Consider the following 18,685-nt stretch of genomic DNA (forward strand, 5'->3'; position numbering starts at 1 on the left):
TTTTTTGCTTCAAGGAGCCTACATCATGTTCGCATCATTGCAACTGCCCGGCTGGCTCGAGCCTTACGTCAAACTGGTGCGTGGTCAGCAGGCGGCAGTACAACTGAACATTATTGTTCGCCAGATTGGTTTGCCGATGCTGGGCATCCTTCTGTTTTTGTTTTTTTGGCAAGCCGCTGCACCTCAGGTGCAAACCAGTCTGGGGCAATTACCCGGCCCGGTTCAGGTATGGCAGGCCGCCAAAGGTTTGCACCAGGATTACCGTGACGATAAAGAACGCGAAGCGGCTTTTTATCAACGTCAGGAGGATCGCATTGCCACCTTGCTGGCAAAAAATCCCGAGGCGATGCCACCGGCAATTCGTAATTACAACGGCAACCCCACCTTTTATGCGCAAATTATAACCAGCCTGAAAACAGTGATGAGCGGCTTTGCGCTGGCTTCACTGGTGGCGATTCCGTTTGGTATTGCCATCGGTTTAAGCGGCGCTTTGTACAGTGCGGTCAATCCGTTGATTCAAATATTCAAACCGGTCTCGCCACTCGCCTGGTTGCCGCTGGTCACGCTGGTCGTTGCATCGGTTTATCAAACACCGCACCCGATGGTACCGCGCTCGTTTATTACCTCACTGGTAACTGTCGCGCTGTGTTGTTTATGGCCCACGGTTATTAACACGGCGGTGGGTGTAGCTACGGTCAGCCCGGACCTGAATAACGTTAGCCGGGTGTTGCGTTTGAATGCCTTTGCACATGTTCGAAAAATTGTTTTACCGGCATCGGTACCGATGATTTTCACCGGCCTGCGTTTATCGCTCGGTGTTGCCTGGATGGTATTGATTGCTGCGGAAATGCTCTCGCAAAACCCCGGCCTGGGTAAATTCATCTGGGACGAATTTCAAAACGGCAATGCGCAATCGCTCAGCCGCATCATGGTGGCAGTCATTACTATCGGTTTTATCGGTTATTTGCTGGATCAGTTAATGCTGCTGATACAACGCCGTGTTTCATGGGACAAAAAATCGGTCACCCGCTAGGTCGTTTTGCAGATTGGAGAAATATTCATGAAAACATTACTGGAACTTACCCAGGTGGGTATCGAATTCAAAACGGAGCGCGGTGCGTTTCGTGCCCTTGAAAACGTCAATTTGAAAATCAGCCAGGGCGAATACGTTTCGCTGATCGGCCACTCCGGCTGCGGTAAATCCACGGTGCTGAATATTGTCGCCGGGCTTTTACAAGCCACTGAAGGCGGTGTGGTGCTGGATGGCAAAGAAGTTAACGAGCCTGGCCCGGAAAGGGCGGTGGTATTTCAAAACCATTCTCTGCTGCCCTGGTTAACCGCTTATGAAAATGTCGAGCTTGCGGTGAAAACTGTATTCAACGGCAAAAAAAGCAAAGCTGAAATGCGCGAGTGGATTGAACACAACCTTGCTTTGGTGCACATGACCCACGCACTGCACAAACGCCCGGATGAAATTTCCGGCGGTATGAAACAGCGTGTCGGTATTGCCAGAGCATTGGCGATGGAGCCGCAAGTATTGTTAATGGATGAACCCTTCGGTGCACTGGACGCCTTAACCCGCGCACACCTGCAAGACTCGCTAATGGAAATTCAGCGGGCGCTGAACAACACCGTCATCATGATTACCCACGACGTGGATGAGGCGGTACTGCTATCTGACCGCATCGTGATGATGACCAACGGCCCGGCGGCCACCATCGGTGAAATTTTAAAAATTGATCTGCCCCGCCCGCGGGATCGCCTCGCGCTGGCCGACGACCCTCGCTACAACCACCTGCGCCAGGAAGTGCTGCGTTTTCTCTACGAAAAACAGCGCAAGCCGGAGCTGGTCAACGGCTGAAACAGGTTGCGTGGGTATTAACAATTGACGTTGTGATTCAAGGGCGTCTCTGGTTTTTAACGTCGCGATAGCCGCGCGGGTTATTTCCAGCGGTTCCCAGGGCATTTATCAGAAAGGAATAAACATGAAAGTCTGTAACAAAAATTTCCCGTTATTGTGGTTGGCTCCGGTGCTGGCAAGCACCATGTTTTCTGCACAAACCTCCGCAAGCGAAAATTTCTTTGAAGCACTCTCGTCGGGTAAAGTCAGCGGCAGTTTGCGTTTGCGCAGTGAAACGGTAGATGACTCGGTGAACAAAGATGCGCACGCCGCCACCTTAAGAACCCGGCTTGGTTACACCACCGCAGACTACCAGGGGTTTTCCGGTACCTTGGAGTTTGATAACACCAGTGTCTTTGCCGGGCAGGATCGCTACGCACCGGAAACGCCGGGTTATGCCGTTGTTGCTGACCCGCGCGTGTCTGAACTGAACCAGGCATTTGTTCGTTATCAATCCGCATTTGGCGTGGCTGCGCAGCTGGGGCGGCAGCGTATTGTGCTGGACAACCAACGGTTTATCGGCGCAGTGGGCTGGCGCCAGGACGACCAGACTTTTGACGCGCTGCACACGCGTTATCAACACAACAATCTCACGTTCACTTACGCCTACGTTGACAAAGTTAACGGCATAACTCCGGCGTTTGATGCGGATGTGAGCCACCATCTTGCCAACATCAATTATCTGTGGACGCCTGCGCTAAACAGCACCGCTTATCTTTATCGGTTGAACGATGACAAAGACACCCTGAGCGCCGATAAAAACTCACGCACCGCCGGTGTACGTTTGAGCGGGAAAACCGCAGCCGGTGCCGCAACCATTCAATACACCGGGGAATTCGCACAGCAGAGCGCCCGGGATTTCGAGGCGGATTACTGGTTGGCCGAGCTGGGCATAACTCTGGGCAACTACAACCTGACGCTGGGTTATGAAAATCTGGGCAGCGATAAGGGCGCTTACGGCTTTCAAACGCCGCTTGCCACCAAACACGCCTTTAACGGCTGGGTGGATAAATTCCTCAATACACCGGTTACCGGCCTGCAAGATATTTACCTGCGGGGTGGCCTGATCCTGGGGGATATAAACCTCGCGCTGGCCTATCACCGTTTTGCTGCCGACTACGGCAGTGCCGATTATGGCGATGAGTTCAATGCGATGGCGCAGTGGAAACTTAACAAGAACATCACTACCGGCCTGAAATATGCGAATTATCAAGCGGACAATTTCAGTGCAGATACTGACAAGTTCTGGGTATGGGCCGAGCTGACTTTCTAACCCCGCGCAGCAATAGCAATTCGCCTTATTTGGGCAGCCACAGGGACGTGGCAGCTGAGGGATTTACATCCGTAACTCACTGTTCGATGGCTGCTCCGCCGTATGTCAGACCTCAAGTATCCAATGGCACGTTAAGGCGATGCGGCAACGTGTTGCTAACCTTCCAGATTATTAGCCCTCCCTATACTGGCACCCCTCAAGTGAGAGGGTTTTCAGTCAATTCAATTCTCATCTGATTCAATCTGCTTGAAAATCAGCAATGATTGACCATTTTTGTGATTGTTATTAATTTAAAAAGATTGAATATGATTGAAATTTGGCGAAATTTACTCTATTTTGTGCAGGCTGATCGGAGATGTCACGGGTTCTTGTGTCCTGCAAGGGTAAGCAGGCCGCTATAGCAATCAACCCCTGTGCCCGGTCATGCAGTCAGTCATTTATTCCTGAAAATCTCCTGAAACAATAAAGAGCCAAATCATGACGAGCCTCCGAAACCTGGTTCAACCTGGTGTTGTAACCGGCAGCGACTTGCAAGCGGTATACGCCGATGCCAAAGCCAATAACTACGCGATTCCTGCAGTGAATGTTATTGGCACCAACTCCATTAATGCCGCACTGGAAGCCGCAAAAATTGCGGGTTCGCCGGTTATCATCCAGGTTTCCCACGGCGGCGCCAGCTTTTTTACCGGCAAGGGGCTTAAGTTTACCGGTCAGGAAGCTGCCGTGCTGGGCGCTACGGCGGCTGCAAAATACGTGCATTTGGTGGCGGGTTTTTACGGTGTTCCGGTTATTTTGCATACCGACCATGCGGCAAAAAAATTGTTGCCATGGATTGATGGTTTGCTCGAAGCAGGGCAGGCGCATCTTGAACAAACCGGTAAACCGCTTTTCAGCTCGCACATGATCGACCTTTCAGAAGAACCGCTGGAAGAAAATATCGCCATCAGCGTGCGCTACCTGCGCGAGTTGAAAGCGCTGGGTATGGGGCTGGAAATTGAACTGGGTTGCACCGGTGGTGAAGAAGACGGCGTGGATAACAGCCATATGGACAAGTCAGCGCTTTACACCCAGCCAGCCGATGTGGCTTACGCCTGGCAGCAGTTATCCGCCATCAGTAATGCGTTTACCATCGCCGCTTCGTTTGGCAATGTGCACGGCGTTTACAACCCCGGTAACGTGCAGCTGCGCCCCGGTATTCTGCGCGATTCGCAAACTTATGTGAGCCAGCAATTCAACCTGCCGCACAACGCGCTGGATTTTGTATTCCACGGCGGCTCCGGTTCGGCGGCCAGCGAAATCGCCGAAGCCATTCAATACGGCGTGGTGAAAATGAACATCGATACCGATACCCAATGGAGTTTTTGGCAGGGCGTGCTCAACCATTACCAGCAAAACAGCCAGCGTTTGCAGAGCCAACTGGGTAATGAAAAAGGTGCAGATGCACCGAACAAAAAATTCTACGATCCGCGGGTCTGGTTGCGCGAAGCCGAAGAATCCATGACGGCGCGTTTGCTGGAATCTTTCACGCAGTTGAACTGCATCGGTCGATACAAGGCAGGCGAATGAGCAAGTTTCTGAGCACTTTGCAACAGGATATTAGCGAGCCGCATTTAGCCTCGCTGGTTTGCGCGATTCTGGATATTACGGCGGTTATTGCCGAGCGCGTCAGTCACGGTGCGCTGGGTGATACGCTGGGTGCAACCACTCAGGAAAATGTGCAGGGTGAAGTGCAAAAAAATCTGGACGTCATTGCTAACGATTTACTGGTAAGCACTTTACTTTCGCACAGCGCGGTGCGGGCGATTGCGTCTGAAGAAGAGCAGCACACCGTTGCAGGCACTGCTGGCGCGCCCTATATCGTTGCCTTTGATCCGCTGGATGGTAGCAACAATATTGATATCAACGCACAAATTGGCACCATCTTCACTATTTTGAAAGCGCGTGATGATGTGCCGGATGCGAGCGACGAGCAGTTTTTTCAAACCGGTAGCCAGCAGGTGTGCGCCGGTTATGTGCTGTATGGCCCTTACACGACATTGGTTATTACCACCGGTAAAAGGGTTCATGAGGCAACGCTGGATAGAAGTGCAGAGGAATTTATTCTGTCCAAATCACCGGTAGTGTTACCGGCGGGTGTACGCGATTTTTCTGCAAATATGGCCAATCTGTTTTACTGGGCACCCAAAATGCAGCAGTACATGACTTCGCTGATTCAACCCGCGCCAGCGAGTGAGCGTTTTAATATGCGTTGGCAGGGGGCGATGGTGGGGGACGTGCACCGCATTTTGACGCGCGGCGGGGCTTTTATTTATCCATCCGATTCCAAAGACCCGGCACAACCGGCGAAGCTGCGTTTGTTGTATGAGGCGTTTCCGATGGCGATGCTGGTAGAGGCGGCGGGTGGTTGCGGTTATAGTGAAACACAACCTTTGCTGGAGATGACGCTTACCAGTTTGCACCAGAGAACGCCGGTTTTTCTGGGGGATAAGAAGTTGGTTGAGGATTGTTTTAAGGCGGCTTCCTAATTCAGTCACTACTTGTGGTTGTTAAGTAGAGACTGGTTCGCTCGTATGTGAGGATGGAAGGCGGGATATGTGCCGCTCTGTACGTTTGCCGTCAGGGGCTGCGTTCCAAAAACGCATAAACCCATCCCTGGGGCTCCGACGAGTCAACGGCAACTGCTCCTGCGTTGCCCTAACTTCCGCCATCCATGGCGGGCGTCCATGACTCGACGGTTTTGGAACGCAGCCCCTGACACCAAACTCGCATTGTGCCAGTATCAGCATTACAGTATTTTGAGCCGGTTGATGACCGGCTTTTATTTTTTTCGATCTATAAAAATAAAACGGAGTGATATCTCAATGCCTTTTTATTCCCGTATTTTTCGTCGGATTCTGTGCGTAGCTATGGCAGCTTTTCTGGTTGCGAGCTGCGTATCCAATAAATCAAAAACCGAAAGTAAGAACGGCTATATTTTTACCTATTTCACCAAAAATGGTGAGGACGGTTTGCACTTGGCGGCGAGTAGGGATGGTTATAACTGGCAAAAAATAGAGCGCCCAAAAGATTTCTGGTTGCCGAAAATTGGCAACTCCAAACTGATGCGCGACCCGTCAGTGGTGAAAGGACCAGATGGTACTTACCATATGGTGTGGACTTCGGGCTGGAATGAAAACAACATTGGTTACGCATCCACCAAAGATTTTATTAGCTGGAGTGAACAGCAGGAAATTCCGGTGATGGCGCACGAGCCGACGGTTCGTAACAGTTGGGCACCAGAAGTGGTGTACGATGAAAAGATCGGCAATTTCGTTATCTTCTGGTCGTCCACCATTCCTGGTCGCTTTCCGGAAACCGATGGTGCATCGGAAGAAGGTTACAATCACCGCTTGTATTACACCACAACCAAAGACTTCAAAACCTTTACGCCCACCGCATTATTCTACAACCCCGGTTTCAGCGTAATTGACGCGACTTTTCTTACGTTTAACGACCAACTCTATTTAATCGTAAAAGATGAAACCCGTTTCCCGCCGAAAAAATATTTACAAATCGCCGTAGCCCACAGCAAAACCGGCCCGTTTGAAAAGCTCAGCGACCCGATAACCCCGGAAGGCTTCTGGGTAGAAGGCCCAACCGCCGTGCAAATCGGCGACGCAGCCATCATCTACTACGACGCCTACATGACCCGCCGCTACGGCGCCCTGCGCTCAACCGACATGAAAACCTGGGAAGACATCTCCGAGCAAATGCACTTCCCGGACGAAAACACCCCAATCCGTATGCGGCATGGTACGGTGATTGAGGCTTCAAAAAGTATCTTGGAAAAGCTTGGTTTGAATGGAAGCCGCTAGGAAATTTCAAAGTGGCCTCATTCGCATTAACCACATTGACCAAACCCACGAATGTGAAGCGTACATTTTAATGCGCCTGCGTGGGCGTTACGATGCATTATTCGCCGTAAAAGAAGGCAACAGTCACCGCTACCTCAGTGCAGACCGCAACAACTACACCGGCGTGGTCGCCTACTGGAATAACGTACCCAGCGGCAAGCGGCAAGCGGCAAGCGGCAAGCGGCAAGCGGCAAAAGGTAACGGTGGGCAGTACAGCAAAAGCGCGAGAGCTGGGCGAAATCTACCAAGCGCAAGCCACGCTGCAGAATCTGAACTGAACGCCTGCAACGGGCAAAAATCAACTTCATCGTAAACCTCGCCCGTGCAGATTTAAATCTGTCACCAGAGCAGCCATTAAAGCTGCAAGGTTACAAGCCGGACATAGATAATCAGGCGTGGATAATCGTGAGGGTAGTCCACCATCTCAATGATGGTGGATTGGTGAGCGCAGTGGATTCGGAGTTGAAAATATAGCTATTGTAGCGATCTAATATTAAATTGCTTCTTTACTGCTTCGATAATTACCGGATTTTGACTGTTCGTGAACTCTATATTTTTGAAGAAGTTAAATTCTTGAATAAATTTTATCAAGGGGTCATCTAGCCTTGTTAGGCAAGTGTACAAAACTAGTAGTCTTTCTGACATGCACAATGTTTCCGATAGTAGATCAAGATAAAAATCCTTATCAATATTATTGTTCGCCTGTTTTATGTATTTAATTATGAAAAATATTTTTCCTACGTGTTGAGGAATTATCCCCAGTTTTACCGGATCTTCAAGGCACTCTAATATTTTTTTATAAAAGTCTTCTTCGCTTGTGGCTGATTTAATAAAACTATGGGATTTTTCTGTAATTTCTTCCAGTGCCCTTTGTCCCTCCATGTCTATTTCTTCTTTCTCTAAATTCCTAATCGCCTCTTTGGTATAATATTCATTAAGGTTAAAGTCGATTAAGCTTTTTCTTAATATATCCAAAAGTGAAAAAAATGTGGACTCAAAATTCTGTTTTTCCCATAGTAGTGCCTGAGATTCTAGGGTTTTGGTTGTTTTTTGAAGTTCCGAGGATTGTATTTTAATTGTAAATAATAGTGCTAAAAAAGCACAAAGTCCGATTATCGGGTTAAGGATTCCTCCGAAATAATCTCCGAATGCTCCCCAATCTTCATGGTTTGGCGAGGGGGTTGTCCCGAAATTAATTAAATATTGCCAGATCAGAATAATAATTGCCGCTATGATAATGCATGTTGCAACTAGAAAAGATCCCATCACTCTCTGGTTAATTTTGTTTTCTTGTTTTTTGTCTTTTTTTAAAATATGCACGGCAAGATATGCTCACTAAAAAATATGCGGTTATTAATGAAAAAGTTATTATAGAAAAATTAATATATTTATTCTCAACGCCAATTATTTTGACAAGGTTTATATAGTGGTCCGATATTGTATTTTCGTTGATTTGAGATATAAGAATAATTAGCAATATTAAATATAAGGTCAATAGAAAGAGATTTATTAGGCCTATCCTTAGCGTTAGTTGTTTGTGGGCGATAAAAAGTTCTTGGTCTATGTCTCCGGATGTGAGAATTGACTTTTTGTATTTTTTGTGATGAAAGGAGTTTTTTATTTCTTCCGATATTTGACCTAGTGAGTCCACTGTGTAAATTATTATCACCATCATTAGTGCTGTATACATAATAATAGGCAGTGAAAGATTCAGCTTTTCAGCGCCAGTTGTAATTCTTGTTGCTGCTCCAATTAATGGTAAAAATAATAGTTTTAGTCCAATATCTGAAACTATTTTATTAATTTTTTCTATGAAGGCTATTTTTTTCTCTGATAAGTCACTAATGAATTTAGAAAAGCTGAATTCATTAAGATAAAGGTCAAGACCATTGTTGTAGTCTCTCCTTAATTCATCAATATGATTAAGCAAGTGAGAAAATTTTTCGGAGTCTTTGTTTATGTGTTTTGTTATTTCCACTATGGATTTCTTTAATATTTGTGATTTTTCTTTTTTGTGAGTAACTGCTGTTTCATTTGGTGCTTCAATATCTCTGATTAAGTCATTTATTTTAGTATTATCGATTTCCAGCTCTCTACTGGTATAAATCGTATCAAATTCTATTCGCTTTTCGCCAAATATCACTATTTTTTTTGTGTTTTCTATTGAACATTCACTATTGTAGTCACAGAAACCGCCATCCTTATTTGTGACAGTTTCAATAAGTTTCACTATTGAATTGTAAGTTTCTATTTGTGGCTTATTAGTATTTTCAGAGCTCAAATAGTCAATCTCTGAAATATAGTAAAAATCAGGAATTGATATTTTGTTGTTATTGAGGAAGTTATCTATAGAGTAGTAAATATAGCCAGCTCCATAAATAGAGACGGATTCAAATCTAAATGAAGCTGCTTTTCCTAAAGTGATGTTGCTATTTGATATCGACTTTGCTCTAATTATTTTTCCTTCGGTTTCAATCTCTTCAATTATTTTTTGTTCGCATGACTCTTCTATTTCCTTGTTCAGGTTTTCTATGTCATAAATTAATGATTCGGTAATTTCAACATTAAATGAAATATCGGATATAGATTGGAAGCTGGATTTTTTTCCATATTTTCTATAAAAATCAATTACTTTAAGGATTGGTTGTTTCATTTTTTTTCAGATCCAGTGTTCTTTCAAAATCTTCGGGAACATTTCTAATTGTAATTGTCTTTGCATCTTTATCGTATGTAATTGTCTTCCCTTCATACAAGTCGTGATCAAAGCTTAAAGACCATTTTTTTGAACGGTATTCGTATCTTTTCAGTTTTCTTAATGTTGTAGGATCTGCTTCAAAAACATCGCTACACATAATGTTGTTATCATTTATATGTATTATTAAGGCCTCGCTGTTGGTCGGGTCAACCAATTCCGATATCGCACTTAGGTAAACTGGTTTGTTCGACTTTCGCTGCGATACACAGTAACCCAAAATCTGAGATTCTATATTTCTTCTAGTTTCTGTATCGTAGTTGATGCTTGACATGTAGTCTCTAACCGCTTCAATCATTTCATTTGTTGACTGGGCAGGAGGAATATAATCTTTGCATCCAATAAAATTTAGAAAATATTCGGAAATTCTTTGCGCAGTTCCTCGAATAAAGCTGATATAAGGGTCTTCTGGTGTGGGTTTTGTGAATTCAGTAATGTTAATTTTCACTGCATATCTCATTGTGTCAATATGAATCGCCCCGACTTTTTCGGAGGCGGTTTAATTTGAGTCATGCTACATGAGCCAACTCGGTTTGTTGATAAAAAAATTCCTCGAACTCCTTTGGCGGCACATAACCCAACGCACTGTGAAGCCGACGGTTATTAAACCATTCAACCCATACAAGTGTCGCCATCTCCACAGCATCAAGATTTTTCCACGGTGCGCTCTTATGGATAACCTCGGTTTTGTAGAGTCCATTAATCGTTTCAGCTAAGGCGTTATCGTAAGAATCGCCCACGCTCCCAACCGACGCATTAAATCCTGCCTCAGCAAGGCGTTCGGTGTAGCTGATGGATAAATATTGGCTGCCCCTGTCACTGTGATGAATCACGCCACGCGGTTTTCCTCTTGCCCACAATGCCTGCTCCAATGCATCCAGAATTAAATCCGCCTGCATTGTCGTCATCGCTCGCCAACCAACAATGCGACGTGAAAATACATCGATTACAAAGGCGACATAGACAAAGCCTGACCAGGTGGCGACGTAAGTAATGTCGGCAACCCAAAGTTGATTTGGCTTGTCCGCTTTAAAGTGACGGTTAACCAGATCTTGCGGGCAATGTGCCTTGTGATCGGGGATCGTTGTTTTACACTTTTTGCCACGACGCACACCTTCAATACCCAATTGACGCATGAGCCGCTCAACGGTACAACGAGCCACATCAAACCCCTCTCTACGCAGTTGTTTCCAGATTTTTCGCGCACCATAATTGCGATTACTCTCAGTCCAAACACGCTGTATTTCAACGACTAAACGCTCATCCTGCTGAATTCGCCGCGCCCGCAACTCGGGTGTTTTCTCCAATTGCTTGTGCCGATAATACGTTGATGGTGCAATCTGTAACTGCTGACAAATCGGCTCGACACCAAAAACACTTTTATGGGCATCAACAAAGTGGATTAGAGTTTCGGTTTGCGGTCGAGCTCCGCCTGGGCAAAAAAAGCCGAGGCTAAACGCAGGATTTCATTCGCACGTTTGAGTTCACGGTTCTCGCGCTCCAAGGCTTTAACTCGCTCGGATTCGGTAACGTTTGCAGTGTCGGGAGCGGCGCTATTGGATTCGATTCGGTTTATCCATGCACGGAGTGTTTCAGGTGTACAGCCAATCTTGCCGGCAACAGAAGTGATCGCCGCCCAGCGCGAGCTGTGATCTTGTTCGGTGGTGAGCACAAGCCTTACAGCTCGTTCACGCGTTTCAGGTGAATATCCGGGTCTCTTTTTCATAGGTTAATTCTCTCAAGAAAGTTAGCCTCCGACAAACCCGGAGCGATTCAATATCCATTGCTTCCAAATCTTCTAAGACAAAATTATTAATATTAAATACTGTCTTTTTACTTAAAAGAAGGATCATGAAACTATCATCATAATGCATAAAAACAACAATTCCTCCTGTTGCTTTAATGATGTTGGTTGCAGCATTTACTAGATAATCCATTGCTTTTTCGGTGAGTTCAATGAAGGATTTAGAGTCTTTATTTTCTAATGATAGATAATTATTTAGTAGGATTTGCAAAGGATAGGCATTGGTGTTTGGATCAAAATTTCCCAAAGCCTTAGGTCTTCGCTTATAGGATTTGTCTGTTGATGCTATAAATCTCTGAAGAATAGAAGAGTTTTTGTCGAATTCACCTTTTGGATTAATTATTTTTTTTGCATTTTTATCATCTATTTTTTTATCTAGTTCGTGCGCTATTACGTGATGAATGTTCAAGAAAATATCCTCTTTTAGATTGATTGCAATTAATTTTTTTGTTTTATTTCCGATTTTTACAAAAATCACTTTGTTGTTTTTTATATTTCAATGGTGGTTTTTCTTCGGCCACCGATGCTCGTTGTTGCTCTGCAAAGAGTGCTTCACATTCTTTTGTCGTGGCTTCGCCTGTCGAGTTGTTGATGTATTTGACGGAGTGATGCTGAGGCCCCCAAATTTGCATGACGCAGGAGCTGTTGACTTGCCGTTGTGCTAGCTGTTCGGATATGTTTTCTCTAAATAACTCCCAGGTGGAGCCATCTTTACTTGTATAGAACGAATAAGTTTCCTGATGAGCACAACTAGTGAGAAACACGGATAGGCAAAGAGTGGTAAGAATTGAGCGTCTCATACAATTTCCTTATTGATACTGAACTTTCTTGTAGATGTTACTTAGTTTGTTCCGGTTTTTGTGTCCGGTTTCTGTACCGCACCGGCCATGTTTTCGAAGTTGTTCACCAAGGCAGCACTTCGAGGTGCCAGACCTTCTGATAAAGGTACAGTCCTGTTTCCTGTGATCACATACAACACGTCAACACCCGCTCCAGCAATGGCTGCTAAATAAGTAGCATCCGGGCTGAGATCACCTTTTTCGTAGTTAAATTGGGCAGTTTTGCTCACTCCAGCGGTAGCGCCGAAGTCTGCTTGATTAGACCCCAAACGTTCTCTTTCCGCCCTTGAGCGGTCTCCAATGTTCAACAAACGGCTCCTTTTTTAAGTTGACGTTCACATTTGTTGAGTTAACGTGATTGTGTGTTCAACATTTAAGGAACTTTAAGCCATGGCACGAAAAACCGCTACCCCGCGAGGGCGCCAACGCATCCAAGTGATGGTGACCTTACCCCCGGAACTCCGTAAACGTGTTGAACAGCTGGGCAAGGCCGAAAAGCGCAGCATGACCAGCATTTGCCGCCGCATGGTGGTGGATGCGCTGGAGCGTATAGAACCCCCTAAAACTACCCGCCCAAAAGGAGCGCGCATATGAATCAGCACTGCATTAGGCTAGGTGCTTATCTCAATTGGTGGGCGGGGCGAGCCTTGGTTTGCTCTTTCTGAAGTACAGCAAATTATGACGCACACAAATGAACGGGTAACGAAAGGTTGCCAGGCTGGCCATGCAATAGAGTAGATGCCGATTGATATAACGCTGTGGGGGGAGTTCTAGAAATTCGAGACAATAAAAAAGGGGCCTTTCGGCCCCTTTTTCTATGGTGTTCAGTTGTTCTTGTTCACCATTTTTGTTCAGTTCTTGTTCGGTAAGTGTTTGCTAACCGTACAAGCCTTTAAAATTGGTGGAGCTTAGCGGGATCGAACCGCTGACCTCAACACTGCCAGTGTTGCGCTCTCCCAGCTGAGCTAAAGCCCCAAGTCTTGCTTTTCACTTCGTCCTGAAGTGGGGCGCATTTTATCAATAACGCCGGGGGTGTCAAGCAGAAATTCACATTTGTTGCTGATTTTCTGCTTTTCTTCCTTTTTCCAATTCCTTTTATAAATCAATTGGTTAACTATTGAGCATCCGCTGGTTCAGCGCCCAGTTGCAGGTAGGTCTTTTCCAGGGCTTTTTGTTTGTTCTTGCCAAAACCGCCCAGGGCGTTGATGGCGTGGCGCAAACGGGCGCGGCTCATGTCCGGGCCGATAATTTCCATGGAGTCGACCACCGAGAAAGAGGCGGTGGTGCCGGCGATGGATACAAACACCGGTGCCAGGGCGTCTTTTACCTTAATGGACATTTGGTCGGCGAGCAGTTTGAGTTCACCGAATATGGCATCGCGGTTCCAGAAGCGCAGGGCTTCCAGGCGCCACAAGGCGTATTGCAGGAATTCTTTTTGCTGTTCTATATCCAGCTTGTTGCCGCTGAAGTTGGCTTCGGTCAACGGCAACATGCCGGAGAAGAGGAAGCTGGCCAGCGGTGCAAAGTCGCTCAGGGTGTTCATGCGCGGCTGGGCGTGCGGCAGAATTTGCAGCAGGTTTTCTTTATTGAAAGCCCAATCGTGCAGGCGGGTGGCCAGCTGCTCGGTGTTGAGGTCTTCACGAATCCACATGCCGTTTAACCAGTTCAGCTTGTCCACATCAAAGATGGGGCCGCCGAGGGATACACGGTTGAGGTCAAAGTGCGCCTGCATTTCCGGCAGCGAGAATTTTTCGCGCTCGTCCGGCATGGACCAGCCCATGCGGCCCAAGTAGTTGAGCATGGCTTCGGGCAGGTAACCGGCGTTGCGGTAGTAAAGAATGCTGGTGGGGTTTTTGCGCTTGCTGAGTTTGGATTTGTCCGGGTTGCGCAGCAATGGCAAGTGGCAGAGCACCGGCGCTTGCCAGCCGAAGTATTCGTACAGTTTGAGGTGCTTGGGCGCGGAGTTGATCCACTCTTCACCACGAATTACGTGGGTGATTTCCATCAGGTGATCGTCTACCACGTTGGCGAGGTGGTAAGTCGGCATGCCATCGGCTTTCAGCAGTACCTGCATATCCACTTGCGACCATTCGATTTCGATCTTGCCGCGCAGCATATCGTCGATTTCGCATACGCCTTCGGTGGGCAATTTCATGCGAATAACGTAAGGCTCGCCAGCGTCGAGGCGGCGTTGTACTTCTTCAGCAGAAAGTTTCAGGCCGCGACCGTCGTAAATCTGGGCCTCGCCGCGTGCGGCTTGTTCGCGACGCATTTCGTCCAGCTCTTCGGAGGTGGCGAAGCAATAAAAGGCGTGGCCTTTTTCTACCAGCTCCAGCGCGTATTTGCCGTAGATGTCCATACGCTCGCTTTGGCGGTAAGGGCCATTGGGGCCGCCAACATCCGGGCCTTCATCCCACTCGATACCTAACCAGCGCAGGCTGTCGAGAATCGCTTGTTCCGATTCCGGTGTGCTGCGGGTTTGGTCGGTGTCTTCAATACGCAGTAAAAACTGGCCGCCGTACTGACGGGCAAAGCAGAGATTGAACAGGGCAATATAGGCGGTGCCTACGTGCGGATCGCCGGTGGGAGAGGGCGCAATGCGTGTGCGTACAGTCATGAAGAGTAACCCGTCTTTCAGGAATGGTGGACGAAAAGACGGGCATTATACGTCAGGTTGCGAGGCTGTTGATAATCGTCCGGTTATTCGTTGCCGAGGGATTCATCCCAAAAGGAGGCTTCAATTTTATGGCCGTCCGGGTCGAGTACAAAACCGCCGTAATAAGCGTCGCCATACATCGGGCGCGGGCCGGGGGCGCCGTCATCAATACCGCCTGCTTTCAGCGCTGCAGCATGAAAGGCATTTACCTGTTCCTTGCTGGTGGCGAAGAAGCCGATGTGAAAGCCGTTGCCGATGCTGGCCGGTTGTTCGTTATGGGGAACCTGTACCCAGAATTCCGGGTAGAGTTTGCCGTAAGCTGTTGCACCCGGATGCTCCAGAATGCGTTTGGCGCCCAGTGTTGCCATCACCGCGTCGTAAAAGGCCTGCGCGCGCGGGTAATCATTGGTGCCAATGGATATATGGGATACAACGCTCGGGTTTTCATCGCTCATGGTGCTGCTCCTTATTAATAGCTGTGTTGTTAACGGCGGTGTTAATGACTTTGCGTCAATGGCGGCGGGTAGTGCCAGGCTTCAGTGTAGCTATGGCCGCGACAGCCTGTGTCAGCAGGGTCTCATCATGGCTCCTTAATTTTTGCGCATTTATTCCTTACACTCGGTTAATGAGACCGATTACCACCCACGAATAGCCCTGAGTTGTCATGCAAAAACTTTCCCTCACAACCAAACTCGCGCTGGTGCTAAGCGCATTGTCGCTGGCGCTGATTCTGACGATTTTGATGGTGATCAAAACCAGCTTTGATAAGGGTTTTGACCGCTACATCAATCGCAGTATCGCGGTGCGGATGGAAGCGCTGGCCGAGCATCTGGCGAATAACGCCGAGGTGGTGCCAGCGCTACTGCAAAATCGCCGTAACTGGGACCGCTATTTGCGCGGCTATTACCGCGATCTTGCCGGTGATCATGAGCCGGGCAATGAGCCACAGCCCGAGGCGCGTCACGGTAAAGAGGGCGATCCGTTTGGCCCTGGCGGTCGCCGTTATGTGTGGTTATTGAATGCCGAAGCGATGCCAGGAAGACACGGCGCTGTGCCGCCGCCGGAAATGTTGCGCACCCGCCCGGTGATTGTTAACCGTGAAGTGATGGGGCACATCGCCTGGCTACCGGTGAAAGCGCGCGATAATGCCCTGGATGCCTTGTTTGCTGCGCACCAGCACCGCCTGTTTGCCTGGATCGCCTTTTTTGCCGTACTCGGCAGCTGTTTGTTGGCCTGGCCGCTATCCCGTTTTCTGGTAAACCCGATCCGCCGTTTGTCCAAAGCCATGCATGCCTTGATGCAGCGGGATTATCAGCAGCGGGTACCGATTGAGTCGCGCGATGAGCTGGGTGTTCTCGCCAGCGACTTCAACCTGATGGCGCAAACCCTCGAAGAACATGACGCGCAACAGCGCCAATGGTTGGCGGATATTTCCCACGAATTGCGCACGCCGCTGGGCGTATTAAAAGGCGAGCTGGAAGCGATTGAAGACGGCGTCATGGTGCTGGACGATTCCCGTGTGCGCTCGCTGTCTGAAGAAGTTAACCAGCTGGCGCGGCTGGTGGACGATTTGCATCAACTGGCGGTTACGCAGATGTCCCATTTGCGTTATCAGTTTGAAACGGTGGATCTCGCTGCGTTTATGCAGCAATTGTCTTACCGGTTGGAGTCGATGATGCAGCAGGCCGGTTTGCAGTGGCATTTACACGCCGGTGAAACGCCGTTGCTGGTGCGCGCCGATAGTCAGCGGCTGGAACAACTGGTAATGAATCTGGTGCAAAATTCCATTCGTTACACCAGCGCCGGTGGGCAGGTAAAAGTGCAAGTGGTGGTAGACAACGGCATCACCCTGATTTGGGAAGACTCCGAGCCGGGCATTGACGAGCAGGATCTTGAACACTTGTTCGATCGCTTTTATCGCGTGGAAAACAGCCGGCAACGTTCGTTGGGCGGCAGCGGTTTGGGTTTATTTATTGTGGCCAATATTGCCGAGGCACACGGTGTAAAACCGCGAGCCGAATCATCGCCCCTCGGTGGCTTGAAATTGATATTCCGTTTTGCGCCGGTGAATTAACGGCAAAGATGTTTACGTGACCGGTAAGCCAATATCATCAGTTGAGTAAAATCATGACGCATATTTTGATTGTGGAAGACGAACCGAAACTCGCGCACCTTATCGAGCAGTATCTGGCGCGCGAAGCCTACGAGTTTACGCACATTGCTGACGGTAGCGAGGTGATGCCCTGGTTTAACCAGAACAAAACCGATCTTATCCTGCTGGATTTAAACCTGCCAGGCAAAGACGGCCTTACCCTGTGTCGGGAAATTCGCGCTAAAAATAATATCCCTATCATTATGACTACGGCGCGGGTGGATGAACTCGACCGCTTGCTTGGCCTGGAGTTGGGCGCTGATGATTATCTGTGCAAACCCTACAGCCCGCGTGAACTGGTGGCGCGGGTAAAAGCGGTTTTGCGGCGCGTGCAGCAACCGCAAGATGCGGTGCCGACCAACTTGCCGGTGTTTAATGAAGATCAACTCAGCGTAACCATTAATGGTTCTTTACTCTCCTTAACCTCGGTGGAATATGCGCTGTTAAAACGCCTCGCCGAGCACCCCGGGCGAATCTATTCCCGTGACCAGTTGATGGACAGCATTTACAACGACCACCGCGTAGTGAATGACCGCACCATTGATAGTCACATAAAAAAACTGCGCCGCAAACTCGAAGCGGTGGATTCGGATGGCGATTGGATTCAGTCGGTTTATGGTGCAGGTTATCGTTTGAAAAACACCTGACAGGTCACTGAAAAACTATCTGCGTTGCAGCAGCTGCGTTAAAACCAGGTTCAAAATGCTCATTTATATTTTATAAACTCCGCTTTTTCACCTGGTTTTGCCTTGCATCGGCTGCCTCGAAAACGTTTTTCAGCAACCTGCCAGGAGCCTCTGAAAAATTACCTGTGTTGTTATCATGGCGTCGCCTCAGGTGCTTGCTTCTGGTAAAAACAGGCTGCTTTTCCGGTTCCTTATTTCGTCCCTGGTTATTGCTCAATTTCGCGTTAATCTAAACTCGTTAACTACCACGGGAGTGATGAAATGAAAAAGTTATTGATTGTTTCCCTGATTGCACTGGGTTTGAGTTCAGCGGCTTTTGCACAGGATCACCCTGCGCGTCATGCCGGCCATGATAACCAGCGTTTGATCAAAGCCCTGGAAATTACCGATGACCAGTTACCACTGGTGCAAGGTATTCTGGAGGAATACAACGAGAGACGCCGTGAGTTGATGGAGCAGCAGCGCGAGCAGTTTGACCGCATCAACCTGGAGCAAAAAGAAGCCTTGTCCGGTGTGCTGACCGCCGAGCAGTTGGAGAAACTGGACAATCTGAAGAAGCCCCGCAAAGGTAACTGGCGGGATGGCAAGCGCCCTTATTCGGAGCGCGATAAACCTGCCGATCAGCAGTGATTGTTTGCAACCACCGTTTTACCGATAAAAATGGCAGCAGAAATGCTGCCATTTTGTTCGTTTGTCATTAGGATGCTTGTTCCAAAAACGCATAAATACA

20 protein-coding genes, 1 tRNA gene and 1 other annotated feature are annotated in these 18,685 nt (G+C 48.0%); of the genes, 11 read left to right on the top strand and 10 right to left on the bottom strand.

The window, feature by feature from the left end; translation table 11 throughout:
- The first annotated feature begins 25 nt into the window (after positions 1 to 25).
- From C4F51_RS07525 to C4F51_RS07555, 7 genes are all read left to right on the top strand, one after another.
- Positions 26 to 1,033 (top strand): ABC transporter permease, encoded by a 1,008-nt coding sequence (locus C4F51_RS07525; protein ID WP_193908631.1) that lies wholly within the window; start codon positions 26 to 28, stop codon positions 1,031 to 1,033.
- A gap of 27 nt (positions 1,034 to 1,060) precedes the next feature.
- Positions 1,061 to 1,861, top strand: a complete 801-nt coding sequence (locus C4F51_RS07530) for an ABC transporter ATP-binding protein (protein ID WP_193908633.1) — start codon at positions 1,061 to 1,063, stop codon at positions 1,859 to 1,861.
- A gap of 124 nt (positions 1,862 to 1,985) precedes the next feature.
- A complete protein-coding gene (locus tag C4F51_RS07535; RefSeq protein ID WP_193908635.1) occupies positions 1,986 to 3,173 on the top strand; it encodes an alginate export family protein in 1,188 nt (395 codons plus the stop codon).
- Positions 3,174 to 3,650: 477 nt separating this feature from the next.
- A complete protein-coding gene (gene fbaA, locus C4F51_RS07540) occupies positions 3,651 to 4,739 on the top strand; it encodes a class II fructose-bisphosphate aldolase (protein ID WP_193908636.1) in 1,089 nt (362 codons plus the stop codon).
- Positions 4,736 to 5,698, top strand: coding sequence for a class 1 fructose-bisphosphatase (locus tag C4F51_RS07545; protein WP_193908638.1), 963 nt, complete (start codon positions 4,736 to 4,738; stop codon positions 5,696 to 5,698). The genes fbaA and C4F51_RS07545 overlap by 4 nt, the downstream gene beginning before the upstream one ends.
- Positions 5,699 to 6,034: 336 nt before the next feature.
- A complete protein-coding gene (locus tag C4F51_RS07550) occupies positions 6,035 to 7,027 on the top strand; it encodes a glycoside hydrolase family 43 protein (protein WP_193908640.1) in 993 nt (330 codons plus the stop codon).
- On the top strand, positions 7,014 to 7,379 hold the full coding sequence (locus C4F51_RS07555; protein WP_193908642.1) for a hypothetical protein: 366 nt from the start codon (positions 7,014 to 7,016) through the stop codon (positions 7,377 to 7,379). The genes C4F51_RS07550 and C4F51_RS07555 overlap by 14 nt, the downstream gene beginning before the upstream one ends.
- Before the next feature lie 161 nt (positions 7,380 to 7,540).
- Here the strand turns inward: C4F51_RS07555 and C4F51_RS18315 are convergent, their stop codons facing one another.
- The 7 genes from C4F51_RS18315 to C4F51_RS07590 all read right to left on the bottom strand — a co-directional run bounded on the left by C4F51_RS18315 (position 7,541) and on the right by C4F51_RS07590 (position 12,769).
- Positions 7,541 to 8,386: a putative phage abortive infection protein gene (locus C4F51_RS18315; RefSeq protein WP_193908644.1), complete on the bottom strand. Its 846-nt coding sequence runs from the start codon at positions 8,384 to 8,386 to the stop codon at positions 7,541 to 7,543.
- Positions 8,343 to 9,719 (bottom strand): hypothetical protein, encoded by a 1,377-nt coding sequence (locus C4F51_RS07565; protein WP_193908647.1) that lies wholly within the window; start codon positions 9,717 to 9,719, stop codon positions 8,343 to 8,345. The genes C4F51_RS18315 and C4F51_RS07565 overlap by 44 nt, the downstream gene beginning before the upstream one ends.
- Entirely contained in the window at positions 9,700 to 10,278 is a 579-nt protein-coding gene (locus C4F51_RS07570; protein ID WP_235992297.1) for a nucleoid-associated protein, read from the bottom strand. Before C4F51_RS07570 ends, C4F51_RS07565 begins: the two co-directional genes overlap by 20 nt.
- A gap of 49 nt (positions 10,279 to 10,327) precedes the next feature.
- Positions 10,328 to 11,544, bottom strand: a protein-coding gene (locus tag C4F51_RS07575) for an IS3 family transposase (RefSeq protein ID WP_193906707.1) whose coding sequence is annotated in 2 segments (ribosomal slippage) — positions 10,328 to 11,265 and positions 11,265 to 11,544 — 1,218 coding nt in all. Because the reading frame shifts where the segments join, the coding sequence is not laid out codon by codon here.
- Positions 11,150 to 11,266: a sequence feature (AL1L pseudoknot), on the bottom strand. It overlaps the preceding gene by 117 nt.
- The gene (locus C4F51_RS07580; protein ID WP_193908651.1) at positions 11,516 to 12,100 is read right to left on the bottom strand and encodes a nucleoid-associated protein; all 585 of its coding nucleotides are present in this window, start codon (positions 12,098 to 12,100) and stop codon (positions 11,516 to 11,518) included. Before C4F51_RS07580 ends, C4F51_RS07575 begins: the two co-directional genes overlap by 29 nt.
- Positions 12,075 to 12,422, bottom strand: a complete 348-nt coding sequence (locus C4F51_RS07585; protein ID WP_193908653.1) for a hypothetical protein — start codon at positions 12,420 to 12,422, stop codon at positions 12,075 to 12,077. The genes C4F51_RS07580 and C4F51_RS07585 overlap by 26 nt, the downstream gene beginning before the upstream one ends.
- Before the next feature lie 41 nt (positions 12,423 to 12,463).
- The gene (locus C4F51_RS07590) at positions 12,464 to 12,769 is read right to left on the bottom strand and encodes a helix-turn-helix domain-containing protein (protein WP_193908655.1); all 306 of its coding nucleotides are present in this window, start codon (positions 12,767 to 12,769) and stop codon (positions 12,464 to 12,466) included.
- Positions 12,770 to 12,851: 82 nt separating this feature from the next.
- Here C4F51_RS07590 and C4F51_RS07595 point away from each other — a divergent pair, with 82 nt between their 5' ends.
- Positions 12,852 to 13,055 carry a hypothetical protein gene (locus C4F51_RS07595; protein WP_193908657.1) on the top strand — a complete coding sequence of 68 codons (204 nt, stop codon included), beginning with the start codon at positions 12,852 to 12,854 and terminating at the stop codon, positions 13,053 to 13,055.
- Positions 13,056 to 13,360: 305 nt separating this feature from the next.
- Here the strand turns inward: C4F51_RS07595 and C4F51_RS07600 are convergent.
- The 3 genes from C4F51_RS07600 to C4F51_RS07610 form a co-directional block, all read right to left on the bottom strand.
- Positions 13,361 to 13,436 (bottom strand) — tRNA-Ala (locus C4F51_RS07600).
- Between the two features lie 139 nt (positions 13,437 to 13,575).
- Entirely contained in the window at positions 13,576 to 15,078 is a 1,503-nt protein-coding gene (gene gltX, locus C4F51_RS07605; protein WP_193908659.1) for a glutamate--tRNA ligase, read from the bottom strand.
- A gap of 83 nt (positions 15,079 to 15,161) precedes the next feature.
- A complete protein-coding gene (locus C4F51_RS07610) occupies positions 15,162 to 15,572 on the bottom strand; it encodes a VOC family protein (protein WP_193908660.1) in 411 nt (136 codons plus the stop codon).
- A gap of 209 nt (positions 15,573 to 15,781) precedes the next feature.
- Between C4F51_RS07610 and C4F51_RS07615 the strand changes: the two genes are divergently transcribed.
- The 3 genes from C4F51_RS07615 to C4F51_RS07625 all read left to right on the top strand — a co-directional run bounded on the left by C4F51_RS07615 (position 15,782) and on the right by C4F51_RS07625 (position 18,585).
- On the top strand, positions 15,782 to 17,191 hold the full coding sequence (locus C4F51_RS07615) for an ATP-binding protein (protein WP_193908661.1): 1,410 nt from the start codon (positions 15,782 to 15,784) through the stop codon (positions 17,189 to 17,191).
- Positions 17,192 to 17,244: 53 nt separating this feature from the next.
- Positions 17,245 to 17,916, top strand: a complete 672-nt coding sequence (locus C4F51_RS07620) for a response regulator (protein ID WP_193908662.1) — start codon at positions 17,245 to 17,247, stop codon at positions 17,914 to 17,916.
- A 300-nt stretch (positions 17,917 to 18,216) separates the two neighbouring features.
- Entirely contained in the window at positions 18,217 to 18,585 is a 369-nt protein-coding gene (locus tag C4F51_RS07625; protein WP_193908663.1) for a hypothetical protein, read from the top strand.
- Positions 18,586 to 18,685 lie beyond the last annotated feature (100 nt).

It is taken from the genome of Cellvibrio polysaccharolyticus (genome assembly GCF_015182315.1).
Taxonomy (GTDB): Bacteria; Pseudomonadota; Gammaproteobacteria; order Pseudomonadales; family Cellvibrionaceae; genus Cellvibrio; species Cellvibrio polysaccharolyticus.

Bases quoted from the DNA above. Each gene is read 5' to 3' on its own strand.
- C4F51_RS07525 (WP_193908631.1), top strand. From the start codon at position 26: ATGTTCGCATCATTGCAACTGCCCGGCTGGCTCGAGCCTTACGTCAAA.
- C4F51_RS07530 (WP_193908633.1), top strand. From the start codon at position 1,061: ATGAAAACATTACTGGAACTTACCCAGGTGGGTATCGAATTCAAAACG.
- C4F51_RS07535 (WP_193908635.1), top strand. From the start codon at position 1,986: ATGAAAGTCTGTAACAAAAATTTCCCGTTATTGTGGTTGGCTCCGGTG.
- fbaA (WP_193908636.1), top strand. From the start codon at position 3,651: ATGACGAGCCTCCGAAACCTGGTTCAACCTGGTGTTGTAACCGGCAGC.
- C4F51_RS07545 (WP_193908638.1), top strand. From the start codon at position 4,736: ATGAGCAAGTTTCTGAGCACTTTGCAACAGGATATTAGCGAGCCGCAT.
- C4F51_RS07550 (WP_193908640.1), top strand. From the start codon at position 6,035: ATGCCTTTTTATTCCCGTATTTTTCGTCGGATTCTGTGCGTAGCTATG.
- C4F51_RS07555 (WP_193908642.1), top strand. From the start codon at position 7,014: ATGGAAGCCGCTAGGAAATTTCAAAGTGGCCTCATTCGCATTAACCAC.
- C4F51_RS07565 (WP_193908647.1), bottom strand. From the start codon at position 9,719: ATGAAACAACCAATCCTTAAAGTAATTGATTTTTATAGAAAATATGGA.
- C4F51_RS07570 (WP_235992297.1), bottom strand. From the start codon at position 10,278: ATGAGATATGCAGTGAAAATTAACATTACTGAATTCACAAAACCCACA.
- C4F51_RS07585 (WP_193908653.1), bottom strand. From the start codon at position 12,422: ATGAGACGCTCAATTCTTACCACTCTTTGCCTATCCGTGTTTCTCACT.
- C4F51_RS07595 (WP_193908657.1), top strand. From the start codon at position 12,852: ATGGCACGAAAAACCGCTACCCCGCGAGGGCGCCAACGCATCCAAGTG.
- gltX (WP_193908659.1), bottom strand. From the start codon at position 15,078: ATGACTGTACGCACACGCATTGCGCCCTCTCCCACCGGCGATCCGCAC.
- C4F51_RS07610 (WP_193908660.1), bottom strand. From the start codon at position 15,572: ATGAGCGATGAAAACCCGAGCGTTGTATCCCATATATCCATTGGCACC.
- C4F51_RS07615 (WP_193908661.1), top strand. From the start codon at position 15,782: ATGCAAAAACTTTCCCTCACAACCAAACTCGCGCTGGTGCTAAGCGCA.
- C4F51_RS07620 (WP_193908662.1), top strand. From the start codon at position 17,245: ATGACGCATATTTTGATTGTGGAAGACGAACCGAAACTCGCGCACCTT.
- C4F51_RS07625 (WP_193908663.1), top strand. From the start codon at position 18,217: ATGAAAAAGTTATTGATTGTTTCCCTGATTGCACTGGGTTTGAGTTCA.